Origin of the sequence: Mesorhizobium sp. B2-4-12 (genome assembly GCF_006441575.1) — a bacterium.
GTDB lineage: Bacteria > Pseudomonadota > Alphaproteobacteria > Rhizobiales > Rhizobiaceae > Mesorhizobium.
Window position 1 is genome coordinate 117,791 of sequence record NZ_VFVC01000011.1, and the last position, 12,345, is coordinate 130,135.

The window sequence follows — 12,345 nt, forward strand, 5'->3', positions numbered from 1 at the left end:
AGGGGGCAGCGCCAGGTTTCGGGATACTGGAGCCCGCCCTTACCTTCAGAGCCGGTCGACGTTATCGTCTACCCTCACGAGGGGACGACGATGCGACTTCTGATGACCTCACTTCTGGTTGTGTGTTCGGTTTCCGCAGGCCCATGAAGCTGTCGACATCGACCAGATCGGCGGCTGCCTGGTCTTGCCCGTTGCCGCCGTCGACAATCGCATCAAAGCCGTTTTCGAAGTGACCTTGAACAAGGCGGGCAAGGTCAAGTCGGTCGCCGTCATATCCTATGAACCACATTCCTAAGCGGCGGCGGAAGCGGCCCGGCAACTTTCGAGATCTGTCCAGTGTTGTTGGCCGAAGGGCATCAAATTTTCGGAAGTTAAGTAATTTATTTATGAGTAATTTTCGTTTTCGGCCTTCACCGCCTGAGCAATCGTCGAAAATCGATCGAACTGTTTCGGCCGAAGGACTATAGATGTTGCGCTTCTGCTCGCAAGCTCTTCCGCATTTGACCATAAATACGCTCCGACATTCAATTCGCATCGAATAGGCGAATCCCCGCCGACTCATTGCCCAGGCGCTCAAACACGTCTAGGGCGGATTCCGAAACGACAAGCTCATGATTTGGAGCCATACCGAAGTCGTCGTGGCCTGGCCGCCCATGGATTTTCATCCAGACGAAAGGTGGAAGTTCGGTCTCTGGCTGCAGCCTACGAAACAGCTCCGAGCCAGTGACCTCGACTTCGGCAAAGGTCGCTCCTGTGACACGCATCTTCAGTAGCTCTTGCTCGGCCTCCTTGGTGACCAGATAACAGGGAAAGCGTCTTATCAGGACGTCACCTATCCAAACGTCGACCATGTAGTGAAGCTTATGCACAATCGGAGGGTGAACTCGATTGTCGATAACGGTATTTTTACCAAAATCACCGGCAACAAATGGCTGGACATAATAATAATCCATCGCTTACTTCTCCTTTCCGACGGGTGGTACAAAATTATGTCCATACTTCTTGTCCATCATTGTCGAATGATCTAGAATCTGCTGCTCTGTCGGATACGGGTATTTTGCGTGAAATTCATCATTTTCACTCCTGATGACAATAAGGTGCAGAATATCATTGAGATACTCAGGAATACCGCGGAGATTTTCTACCGAATTGATCTTCTTCTTCGACAAAAAATTTAGAGCCCTCTTAAGCAATTGCTGCTCAGCTGGATGATGAATTACTAGCTCGCCGATGTCCACGTCGGGGTTCGCCTGAGCATACGCTTTCCGGTAATTATTTGTAGTCGCCTCGCCAAACTTTGCACCGGGATGCTCCACGCGGCTGGGATCTCTCGCAAACAGTTCCCTCGCCACCGCAGCAATCATCTGGCGGTCGAGTTTTGACTTCCGAGGCGAGACGATCGTCTTGCCCCCATCTTGCGCAGGGTTAGGCGTTATAGCGTCTGGGGTAGCGTCAAGCGACGTCGTAAGCTGCTTGGCGAAATCATCTAGCTGTGGCTTTGCCGGTATGTTTGCCGCTGTGTCTTGCCGGGCGCTTATCTTCTCAAACTGACCGGGAGCGGTCTCTGGGATTGAGGTACTCGCGGCCTCGGAACTTGCGAAGAATTTGGTGGTGATGGATCGTTCTGCTCCCCCTGCCGCCCCGGAACCAATCGATTCGATTGCGCGCGGTATTGCGCTCTCGATGGCTCGGCCAAGCCCTGGCACCGGTATCGCCCAGCCCAATGCGTCATTTCCCTGACGCATCATCACCTTCTCGGTGCTGTTCGCCGGCTCGTAGTAGGCATCCCTATAATCTGGAGGGCTGATCGTTCCTCCGGACATGCCGTAGGCAATCCAGTCATTTGCGTTGGCTAGGCCGATCCCGGCATTGGCTATCGTCTTGCCTAGGGCTTTGGCATCCGCTTGAAACACCTCGCCCATCGAAAGGCGCGGCTTGCCGCCGGGGAGAATCCCGCCCAGACCAGCATCGTCCAGTTCTCGGACCAGAGCTGCTCGTGCAACAGGATCTTTCGTGCGCTCAAACAGCGCGCTTGCCTTCGCGTAATTGTCCATGAAGTACATGCTTCCGCTGTCGCGATCTTCGGCAAACTTGAGGAGCATGGAGAACGGCACGGGCTGAAGATTTTCATCATCGATGCCCAATGCCTTTTGCTTGGCGACCGACAAGGCTAGCGTCTTGTCGTAAGTATCCTGGTCATAGGCCTCTGGATCGGAAGGCCCAGTGCCAAATACAGCTTTCCAGCCCGCAGCGATGTTTGGAGACGTTTCGCTGACATAGCCGCCGGAATTGACCCGTCTCCTCTCCAGCACCAGTTTTGCCGCGACTGCAGTTACCTCATGGCGTGCTTGGTCCGCTGGCGAAGCATTCGGCCCCGGCTGGGCATTGACAACGGCCGTATTGATCGCCTGGTTCGACATGGTGCCCATATCGAAAATCCGCTTCCCGACATCGGCCTGCCATTTCAAACCCTGCCAGCGTGTGCCGCCCTCGTCGCGTCCATAGATGATCTTGTAGGCATCCTCGCCGGGCATCTTGCCGGAATAGGCGCCTGTGCGTGCGATCTCATCTGGCGCCTCTGCTTCGGCGCGGCCAATGGCAGCGCGGATTTCGACCTCTTGAGCGAGCTTGGCCGCCTTTGCCTTTTGAACCAGCGCTTCCTGTTGCTCCTGCGGAAGGTCGTCCCTGAACGCCTGCGTTATACGTTCATCCGGGGTCTGTGTGCCGACGCGGTCACCTTTTCCGGCAGCCCTCTCTAAGCTGCCCGAGATCGAGCTACCTGCGGCTTGCATGGTGTCGCTGGTAGCCTCGCTGCCCGCGACCGCGGTGCCGACACCGAAGATTTCCAGCGCGCACTTCGGATCTTTGGCGATCAGCGCCTCGAACCGTGTCTTAGCCGCTGTGCTGAACCAGTCCTTTCGCCTTCTGCTGTCGGATCGCCGGATCGACCCCCATCTTGTCGATTAGGTCGAGGCCTTGCTGCCGGGCTGCCTCGAAGGTGACGAGGTCGTCGGGATCGGCGTTGCCTATAACAATGGCACTGGTCTTGAGCGCTGTGTCGACCTCGGCCTGCTCGTAGTCCTTGCGACGCTGCAGCTGCTGCATTGCCATGCGCGTGGAGCCCGCGTCGCGCAGCGCTTCCTTGCGGCTGGCAAGGCCAGCGCCCACGTCAGGCGGCGCCTGCTTCACGAAGGTGTCGAACAGCGTGTCGAACTGCCCGGTCTTCACCACCTGGCCGGTGTGCGGATTGACCTGGCCGTAGACGGCGTCGTGCAGGCCGGCGCCATCGGCCGGTGCGTTGGCCACGGCATCGGCCTCGGTCTTGGCGATCTCGCCGTCCAGCCTGCGGGCCGCGATCTCGGTGTCGAAGGCCTGCTGCTGCGCCTGGCGCCGTTCATAGTGCTCGGCAACAGCCTGCCAATAGCCGTCGAGCGGAGGCGGCGTCCCGCCCGCCGGCGCAGCGTCGGCATACGCCGTCGCATCGCCTGTATCGCGCCGGCGCTGGCCAACGGAGAGAGGAATGATGTGTACCATTGGCGTTGCCTGCCCAAACTAGTTTTGAAAAAAGGACGCGCGGCGCCGGCCATCGCGGCACGGCCGGATCGCGCACACGCCGACGCTGCGTTGTCCGAGGTTTTGTCGGATCGGCGTTTCCTGGAAAACCGGGAGCCGCGGCGCTACTTGTGAGGTCAATGCGCCTGGACGGCAGCGCTACGAAGTCGTGGCGGCATAGCAGTTGCATCTACACCGCGCCTTGTGACGACGGGTGCTACCACGGCAACTGTTGAGGCGCCGGCAGCGAAATTGCCAATCTCCCCACTTGTGGGGGAGATGTCCGGCAGGACAGAGGGGGCGCCGTAGGGCGCCACACCCGATAGAGGTTTGACAATGCCTCCCACGCCGTTGCGCACTGGGCTTGGCGAGGGCTCTTGAGCTAGTTCTCCGATGGGCGGACCGCAGATCTGCGGCAACGCCAGCGGGACAGCGCCCCCCTCTGCCCTGCCGGGCATCTCCCCCACAAGGGGGGAGATCAGCAGGTTCGACGCCTCACTATCCCTCCGCCCTCGCCGCCTTCTCCAGCGCCACGAGCTGCGCCTCGTCCAGGGTCAGGAACCCCATGATGTGCTGTACCACCTCGGCGCGGGCATTGCTGAGCGCGCTGTGCAGTTCGAAGCCTTCGGGCGTTCTGGTGCGTGTCATCCACTCGCCATAGGAAGGCCGCCTGTAGTAGCCGACCGTCGCCGCGAGGTCGGCCAGCACCATCTCGCCATCCTCGCCTGAGAAGACCCGCAGATAGGCCTTGGTCAGCGCGTCCCGCGCTTTGGCCGGGCCGCCGGCATGACCGGCGCGGGCGAAGCGTTTGCCGCTCATGCGCCGCGCGCCACGCTGGCGCCGCCAACTTCGCCCGGAGCGCCTTGCGGCGGCGGTCCGCCCGCCTGGCCGCCCTGCAGCAGGCCCTGCAGGCTGTCGAGCAAGCCGCTGTCGCGCGCCTGCACGGCCGCCGGTACGGCATCCCTGGCCACCTTGCCGGCGCTGGCGATCGCGGCCATGCCGGCCTGCGCCTGCTGGGCCTGCGCCCTGGCACTGCGCATGCCGTCCACCTCTTCCTTGCGGCGGAAGATGCGCTGCGGGCTGCGGCCGGCGCTCTGCACGATCTTGATTGCCTCGTCGCTGTCGATATTGTCCATGACGCCGGGATCGAACTGGGCCATCTGCATGGCCGTGGTCACCACCTGGATGGTGTCGCGCGCCTCGGCCGAACGCCTGAGCACGTCAAGCGGGCCGGTGAAGGTCGGCCGCACCGCCTTGCCGGCAAGGCTTTCGGGCGGCGCGAAGCGGCTGTCCTCGTCATACAGCCCCTTGTCCTCGAGGATACTGAGCTCGCGGTCGAGATTGCTGGCGAAGCCCGCCTGGATGATCGAGCCGGAAGGCCCGAGCAGCGCGCCCTTCTCTTCCTGACGGATCAGCGCTTCGGTCGCCGTCATCTGCGGGTTCTGCACCAGCGTCTGGAACAGATTGACGAACATCATGTCGCGGATCTCGTCGGCGCGGCTCTGCGCGTAGTTGAAGGCATAGGTCGGGTTCTGCCCGGTGCTGATGGGCGCGATCAGCGGCCGGCCATTGTCGTCGATCAAGCCCGGATAATTCTCGCCCGGATTGAGCACCGGCACATAGTCGAGCCTGGCCTTGGAGGCGGTGGCCGGGTCGGTGATCTGCTGCAGCGCCCGCAAGCCGGAACGGCGCACCGCGTTCTCCTCGCGCACGGTCGTCAGCGCCTCGATGGCGGGCGAGATGCCATAGGGATCGCCCTCGTAGCGGCGCCAGTTGAAGGTCGACACCGGGAAGGTGCCGAAACCGCTTTCCCGGACGATATCCTCCTCATCCTCGATGACGTGGTAGGAGGCGAAGGCCGTGTCGAGATATTGGTACTGGCCGCCAAGCCGGTACATCCGGCGCTCGTCGCGCGGCTGGATGCACTGGATCAGCGAGATCTTTTCCTCGCACTTGGCCGGATCGTCGACCAGAACCTTGATGCGCGCCGGCAGCTTTTCGTAGCCGAGCAGCTGCGCCGCCTGCCGCGCCGTGCGCTCGTAGCGGCGGTGGAAAATGTCGACCTGGCCCCAGCGGTTGCGCGACAGATAGCCCTCGACCACCGGGATCGAGGCATAGCGGATCAGCGTGCCGCCGAACCCTTCCTCGGCATAGAGATAGGCCGGGCCGTAGCGCACGACATTGCGCAGGCAGGCTTGCGTGGCCGGCACGAAGTTCGAATTGGCGGAGTAGCGCAGCGAGAACAGGAAATCGCGCAGCGCCTCCGCCCACTTCTTTTCCTCGTCGGTCTCCTCGTCGTTCATCTCGGCCGTCGACAGACCATGCCATTTTTCCGACTGCGGGATGATCAGGCTTTCGAGCCCGGCGGCGAGCCTGTTGGCGGCTGAATTGATGGTGTTGGCATAGACGCGGCTGCCGCGCCGCTCCTGCCGCTCGGCCTGCGAATCCGGGCCGCCGGCCCGCCGGCCGCTCCAGACATCGGGCGCATCGGGATCGCAGAACTCCGCCACCTGTTCCCACACCGCCTCATATTGGCTGCGTTCGGTCTCGAGTTCGGACTGGCGCGAAAGAATATCGCGGGCGCGGGAATCGGTCATGGGTGCCTCGTTGAAGCTGGGGAATCTCCCCCTCGAGGGGGAGATGTCGCCAAAGGCGACAGACGGTTCGACTGGATGCAGCTCCCGCGGCTGACGGAGGTTGGCGCTCCACAAGAGCCCACCCCCTCTGGCCTGCCGGTCATCTCCCCCTCCAGCGAGGAAGAACGGCTCGCTGTCATTTTTTGCCCATTTGCCTGGGCTAGGCTGTTTTTCGCGGCGGGTTTTGGAGGAGGTCGAAGTGACGACGACGAGCCTTGCCGGCACCCTGAAAAACCGCGGCAAGCAGGTGGCCAAACGCCTGCTTGGCTATGATTCCCGCAATTGGCTGCGCATCCGCCAGATCGAGGCGTTCACGCTTTTCCTGGAAGCCGGAAACCGCAAGGCCTCCGACGTCATCGAGATCTCGCCCGGCTGGAACCGTTATTGGCGGGCGATGTGTCCGAACTACCGGTCGGTCGATTTCCCTGATTTCGATATCTGCAAGGACCGTACAGAGGAACAATATTCCATCGTCATCGCCGACCAGGTGCTGGAACATGTGCGGCGGCCGCTGGCGGCAGCCCAAAACATCCACGCCATGACCAGGCCCGGCGGCTGGGCGATGGTGGCGACACCGTTCCTGTTCCGGGTGCACGCCAGGCCCCACGACTACAACAGATGGACCCCCGCCGGCCTGAAGCAGCTGATGGTCGAAGGTGGCTTCCCTGAAGCCAACGTCAAGGTCGATGGCTGGGGCAACAAGGCCTGCGCCAGGGCCCATATAGGCGGCCCCGTGCGCGCCTACGGCCTGTGGCGCGATCTCAGCAACGACGAGGAATACCCGCTGATGGTCTGGGCCTTCGCCAAGAAGGCCACCGATCTCCCCCCTTGAGGGGGAGATGGCCGGCAGGCCAGAGGGGGGCGGTCCGACTGGGCGCGGCCTCTTGCGGCAGACGAAGGTTAGCGCTCCACGCGAGACGCCCCCCTCTGTCGCCCTTGGCGAGGGGGGAGATTACCCCCGTCTTTTCACCGCCCTGGCATGCCTGCGCCAGAACCACCAGTCCAGCACGCGCCGGCGAAAGCTTCGCTTCATCGCGGTCATGGTCAAAGCCCCAGCAGCACGCGGCGCTGGCCGGTGAGGCTGCTTGGCGCGAGGTGGGTCTTGATGGTGCTCAGCGTTCCCTGGCGCTGTTCGAGCTCAGCCCGCAGTGCGGCTTCGCGCGCCTGCACATCCTTGTCCTGCGCGGTCGGCGCCGGGGGCAGCGGCTTCAGTTCCGGTGGTTTTTGAAACAGACACATGGTTCCAGCCTTCTCTTGTCCAGTCGTAAAGGAAAAAATCTTCGCCGTTGCGCCCATAGCCCGGCAGCAGGCAGCGTTGCGTGGCGCCGAGCCGCCCAAGCCAGCGCAGCGCCAGGTCATTGGCCGCCAGCGCCCGCGCCTCGACCCGCCAGGCGCCCCGCGCCGCGACCTGCGGCCCGAGCACCGAGTGGAAGAACGCCGTGATCCCGGGCACGCAGCGCTTCATGCGGCGCGTCCCCCAGCTCCAGGCGATCCATAGGCCGTCGCGCTGCTCGGCGGCGCCAAAGCCGGCTTCCGGGTTGCCGTCGAGCTCGGCGACATAGGCAAAGCCCTGCAGCGCCGTCAGCGCCAAGAGCGCCGGCGACCAATGGTCGAGCTGGCAATCGATCTCGGCGCGGTCTTCGGGACGCAGATTGGCGGCGATGTAGGAAAGATCGCGCAGCGTGGCGGGAATGATGCGCAGCGTCATGGAAACGACTTTCGTCGATCAGAATCGAAACGCCGACTGCGGACGTCGGGGCGGTGCCAACGTCTGGCGCGCCCCAAACAGGCACTGTTGCCGTAATTGCCCGGCCGGTCTTCGGGCGAAGGTTGGCGGAGAAGAACTACAGTGACACGTGTGTCAGTGTACTATTCCAGATTTGCTTCACCTCGGTCACACAGATGGAGGGGCCAAAAATACACTGCCCCGCAACTCAGCAACCCTCGCTCCAAAAACAAAACCCGCCTCGCGGGCGGGTCGTTGGCGCAAATCAGCGCCATGGATAATTATGTACCATTGCTGCCCTCACATGGTCAACAGCTTACGGGAAAAAATTCCTATTTAATATGTTTCGTTTCTCCGGTTAGCGTGAAAGCGACCCTCTATCCTCCACCCTCTTACAGGGGCCAGACGTTCTGCTGCCGCGTGTTCGCGAGATCCAGTGGCGGGTCGAGGTTACCTACTCATTCCCGAATTGGTCTCGCCATTCCTGTTCATCAAGCACGTCTGCGATATTGCCGGCGACGGCGGAATTCACCCGGACCCGGATAGAACGCGGTTTAAGCATTGCATATGCGCAATTCAGGCCTCAACGTCGCGCATTGCAATGGTTGGTCTTCAGCGTTTGTGAGCCATCAGCTCGCAGGCTGGCTTTGCCGACGGCGGTCGCGAACAAAATCCACCACCAGCCAGATCAACTGCGCAACGATGTAAACTGGGCCGCGAGACCAGTCCGGCGCCCCGGTGTTCGAGTAGCCGTAAGCCGCGGCGATAATGGCGAGCGCACCGCAAATGACATGCACGAGCAACAGGCGCGCCACGCCGCCGTTCCAACGCTTTGTAATCCAAAGCAACAAGCGGCTCAGCAAAAATGTCGGAACCAGCGCCCCGAGCAGCACCGCAGCAGAACCTGCACCCATGTAATCCCCCTACCCGTGTCTATCGACGAATAACTTTTAAATTTCCGAAAAGTCGGCTTTTCGACGCCACCCCGGCGCATTGGTCACAGGTTGGTCCCGCACCGCCATTCCACGCCACGTCTTGCGGAAGTTTGAGGCGGCTTAACTAGCGAAGTTGTTATCCACGAACATCTCGGCAAATTGCTGAGGCGTGAGCGTTACATTGTTGTCGCGGGCGATTTTGAGATTCCTTGCCCACATATCGCGGATTGCCTCCGGCATCGTGTCGGGCATGTGCAGAGCCTTCGCGACTGCATCGTCCCATCCTCCGTCACCGCCATAAATAGCCTGCAGGCTGGGGCCCATGGCTTTCAGGGAATCTTCCGACTCCTGAGAGAGTTCTCCAATCGCTTTGAGCACATAAAGCTCCAGAAGCCGAAGCAGCGGCTTTCCTTCATAACGTCGATCGGTCGCCATTTTCCCCTCACGCATCATAGGTGGCATATTCGATGAGCCGTTGACAGATGGCAGACAGGCTGGGCGTTTCTTTCTGCGACGCAACCCAGGCCTCGGTAAATTCGATCGCGATGAATATCTCGATGAAGTATGTCAGCCCCGCCTTGGCCGCCTTCGCTGGCACCAATCCCTCTTCCGGCTCGGTCGCAACCATTGCATTGGAATCTACCGTCCACGGCTCCGACACATAAATCGTGTCGTCTTCGTCAAAATCCGACAACCGCCCAACATATCCAATAACTTCATTATTTTCCCCATAAAGAAAATCCTCCTCGGCGATTCGGATGCAGTGCCTTCTGGAAGATAGTCCCAGGATCATGTTGTGATCTAGCTATCCTCCATTGTCCGCCGTGTTCCCACAGGAGGTTCAGCCCCGGAGTTCGGGTAAAATCTTCTCGTCGAGAAATTTGAGACGCCCAGCCAATATTTCGGCGTTGACGGGATTGGCATCGACATTGACCGGTATCAAATTCGCCACCGACTTCCCCTTGCGCGCTGCCTCGACCCATTCCTCAAGGGCGCCAATGTACCCGTCAAGAGCCTCGAAGGGCGTCCTGGCGTCGTCAACAGGGATATATGTCGGCGGCACGTCGCCAACGATGACCCATATCCATTGGTTCACATCCGGTCGACCAGGTTCTATCTGGAAGAGGAATATGTAGATTATTCCTTCGGCACCATATCCCAGATACTCGCCTTTTATGGACAAAACCCAGTTGTAGAATTTCAGATATTGACGCGCCTCGACCCGGGCACGATCGAGATCGTGTTCTCCGGTACCTATATTCGGTGGCGGTAGATGCGTAACGCTTTCTAGGTCAGGTTCAGCATTGCTATCCATGACTAACTCCCTTGGTATCTTCGTTTGGACCAGCGCATATAGTCGCCGGCGTCCTGGTGCCGTTTTATGTGGTCTGCCCTAGTACGGGGTCGAATGTTTGATATGTGATCTGGCCCGCCGTCGGACAGCGGAATTTCGTGCGACACATCCATGTTCCGGCCGGTATCTGGGTCTTTGGGCCAAGGCTGTCCGTGCTTCTGCTCCCATTCCTTTCGCAACGCCTTATTGGATTTGTAACGTCCCGGGTGGACCAGGCTAAATGCACCCGTCCCAATATCTCCTGCCGCCGGACTATTTCGGTATCACCGATTGAATCCACAGTTTGTCGCGTAGAAGCGCGCGCATCTTCGGCTACTGCTAGCGAGGGTTGCGGCGCGACGACACCTTCTGCGTCGAAGACAGCGGGACGCGACTCCCTCGCGATTCTCGTCGCTATCTGCCGACCAATCGCGCCAAGCCCCTCGGCGAGGACATTGCCGCCAGCCCCCAAAAGCGCTCCGGTAGCCATCTCGCGCACGATGTCGCGACCGTTCAGCGCCGCATCGACACCTCCAAACATCGCGCCGTCGGCAGCGGCGGTAGCGCTTCTTGCGAAAAGGCCCGGCAGGCCCTTGAGGCCTTCGGCCCCAAGTCTTCCCGTGAAGGTCAGGCCCGCGCTTTGAAGGCCATGACCGGTGGCGAAAGCGCCAAGTAGATTTGCGGCTACGCCAGCCGACCCGGCACGATCCTCTGCGTCTTCGGTTTCGGCTTGTTCGACTGCCAGCAGCTCGTCATAGCTCTTGTCGGAGACGAGCGAGTGCATTCCGGCGGTGAACTTGTCAGACTGACCGAATGTTGCGCCGTTGGCCATGAGCCTGACGACGTCGTTCGTGGCCGCAAGCGGCTTTTGCCACCATGAGCCGGCGTCGAACCGCACCCGGGCGGGATGCGCGGCCATCTTGATCAGATCGGCCTCAAGGGCTTTTCCCCTGGCTGCGAGCTCGGATGGCGCAAAGCTCGGATTGCCTGCCGCGTTCTGACGCAGGCGGGCCAAGGCGGACCGGAAAACCTGTCCGGCGAAGGCGAAGCGAGCCTCCGGGTCGCGCACTGCCTTGAGTTTATCGCTCAACTCGATGATGCGCTGCTGCAGCGGCACGCTCTCATCGACATATCTTGCCCCAACGCTGTCCGCGAGTTCCTGCGGAACGGCCAACACCTTGCTGAAGCCCAACTGCTGCTGGGCAGCCCTGGCCCACGCGATGGCTGCCTGGAAATCCTGAGGCGTCGAGACCCTGCCCCAATCCGGAGCGTTGCCGTGAAACAATTGGCTGATGTAGGCGACGGGATCGGCGTCGCGGGCCGCCATGATCAGCTGCGCAGCGCCGGCCTTTACCTCGTACCGTTCACGCTCCTCGGGTGATCCCCCCGGTCCAGGTTCGAGATCCCGAAGCTCGGCATGTATCGCCTGGTTCGACACCGGGTACATGTCGGAGTACGTCTTGGCGACGTCGGTCGTTATCCGGAATTTTTCGAAACGGTTCGGGCCCTCGTCGGCACCGTAGACATTGACGAAATCCTGCGCGGTCGGCTGCTCCTCGGGGTATTTTCCGGTGGCGGCCATGACAGCCGGCGCGTTCTGCTCGGCAAGCATGACCCGCGCTTTGGCACCGATCAGTTGGGCCGCGGTGGCGTTGTTGGCCTGGTCCTTCAGCGCCGCAATATCACCTGGCTTTAGGTAGGTGAGCGCGTCGAGAGGCATGGCTGTCTCGCCATCTGGCGAAGTTGCTTCGCCGAATGCCTGGGCTACCTCCCCTTGCCGTGCGGTCCCCAGCTGCATCCGCACCGTCTCGCCCATGCCGTCGCTCGCCACCGGTCCGGCGCTCAGCATCTCGGCGGCGCGGCGCGGGTCTTGCGCGATCAGCGCTTGCATGCGCGCCTTCGCGGTGCTGGCGCGCCATGCGGCTTCCGCCTGCAGCCTGATCTGCGGGTCGAGATTCATCTTGGCGAGAAGATCGAGGCCGGTCTGGCGGGTGGCGTCGAAGGCGGCGGTGTCGTTCGGATCGCTTTGCGCGATGGTGTTGAGCTCGGCGGCTTCGACCTCAAACCACTGGGCCTGTTCATATTGCTTGCGACGCTGCAGCTGCTGCATTGCCATGCGCGTGGAGCCCGCGTCGCGCAGCGCTTCCTTGCGGCTGGCAAGGC

General features: G+C 61.2%; 12 protein-coding genes and 1 pseudogene. 1 reads left to right on the forward strand and 12 read right to left on the reverse strand.

Annotation, left to right across the window (positions count from 1 at the left end):
- Positions 1–61: 61 nt before the first annotated feature.
- The 6 genes from FJ934_RS09665 to FJ934_RS09695 all read right to left on the reverse strand — a co-directional run bounded on the left by FJ934_RS09665 (position 62) and on the right by FJ934_RS09695 (position 6,149).
- The gene (locus FJ934_RS09665; RefSeq protein WP_140609102.1) at positions 62–508 is read right to left on the reverse strand and encodes a hypothetical protein; all 447 of its coding nucleotides are present in this window, start codon (positions 506–508) and stop codon (positions 62–64) included.
- Positions 509–524: 16 nt separating this feature from the next.
- Complete coding sequence (locus tag FJ934_RS09670; RefSeq protein ID WP_140609104.1) at positions 525–953, reverse strand: hypothetical protein; 429 nt, start codon at positions 951–953, stop codon at positions 525–527.
- A gap of 3 nt (positions 954–956) precedes the next feature.
- Positions 957–2,792 (reverse strand): hypothetical protein, encoded by a 1,836-nt coding sequence (locus FJ934_RS09675; RefSeq protein WP_140609106.1) that lies wholly within the window; start codon positions 2,790–2,792, stop codon positions 957–959.
- A gap of 100 nt (positions 2,793–2,892) precedes the next feature.
- Positions 2,893–3,534 carry a hypothetical protein gene (locus FJ934_RS09680; RefSeq protein WP_140609108.1) on the reverse strand — a complete coding sequence of 214 codons (642 nt, stop codon included), beginning with the start codon at positions 3,532–3,534 and terminating at the stop codon, positions 2,893–2,895.
- A 516-nt stretch (positions 3,535–4,050) separates the two neighbouring features.
- Positions 4,051–4,371 carry a hypothetical protein gene (locus FJ934_RS09690; protein WP_140609112.1) on the reverse strand — a complete coding sequence of 107 codons (321 nt, stop codon included), beginning with the start codon at positions 4,369–4,371 and terminating at the stop codon, positions 4,051–4,053.
- On the reverse strand, positions 4,368–6,149 hold the full coding sequence (locus FJ934_RS09695) for a portal protein (protein ID WP_140609114.1): 1,782 nt from the start codon (positions 6,147–6,149) through the stop codon (positions 4,368–4,370). The genes FJ934_RS09690 and FJ934_RS09695 overlap by 4 nt, the downstream gene beginning before the upstream one ends.
- Positions 6,150–6,387: 238 nt before the next feature.
- Between FJ934_RS09695 and FJ934_RS09700 the strand changes: the two genes are divergently transcribed.
- Positions 6,388–7,020, forward strand: a complete 633-nt coding sequence (locus FJ934_RS09700) for a methyltransferase domain-containing protein (protein WP_246671477.1) — start codon at positions 6,388–6,390, stop codon at positions 7,018–7,020.
- A 306-nt stretch (positions 7,021–7,326) separates the two neighbouring features.
- Here the strand turns inward: FJ934_RS09700 and FJ934_RS09705 are convergent, their stop codons facing one another.
- The 6 genes and pseudogenes from FJ934_RS09705 to FJ934_RS27950 form a co-directional block, all read right to left on the reverse strand.
- Entirely contained in the window at positions 7,327–7,896 is a 570-nt protein-coding gene (locus FJ934_RS09705) for a hypothetical protein (RefSeq protein ID WP_140609118.1), read from the reverse strand.
- 647 nt (positions 7,897–8,543) lie between these two features.
- Positions 8,544–8,828: a hypothetical protein gene (locus FJ934_RS09710; protein ID WP_140609120.1), complete on the reverse strand. Its 285-nt coding sequence runs from the start codon at positions 8,826–8,828 to the stop codon at positions 8,544–8,546.
- A 141-nt stretch (positions 8,829–8,969) separates the two neighbouring features.
- A complete protein-coding gene (locus FJ934_RS09715) occupies positions 8,970–9,284 on the reverse strand; it encodes a hypothetical protein (protein ID WP_140609122.1) in 315 nt (104 codons plus the stop codon).
- Between the two features lie 7 nt (positions 9,285–9,291).
- The gene (locus tag FJ934_RS09720; RefSeq protein WP_140609124.1) at positions 9,292–9,642 is read right to left on the reverse strand and encodes a hypothetical protein; all 351 of its coding nucleotides are present in this window, start codon (positions 9,640–9,642) and stop codon (positions 9,292–9,294) included.
- A gap of 48 nt (positions 9,643–9,690) precedes the next feature.
- Complete coding sequence (locus tag FJ934_RS09725; protein ID WP_140609126.1) at positions 9,691–10,164, reverse strand: hypothetical protein; 474 nt, start codon at positions 10,162–10,164, stop codon at positions 9,691–9,693.
- A 64-nt stretch (positions 10,165–10,228) separates the two neighbouring features.
- A pseudogene (locus FJ934_RS27950) lies at positions 10,229–12,345 on the reverse strand (hypothetical protein); the annotation flags it as partial.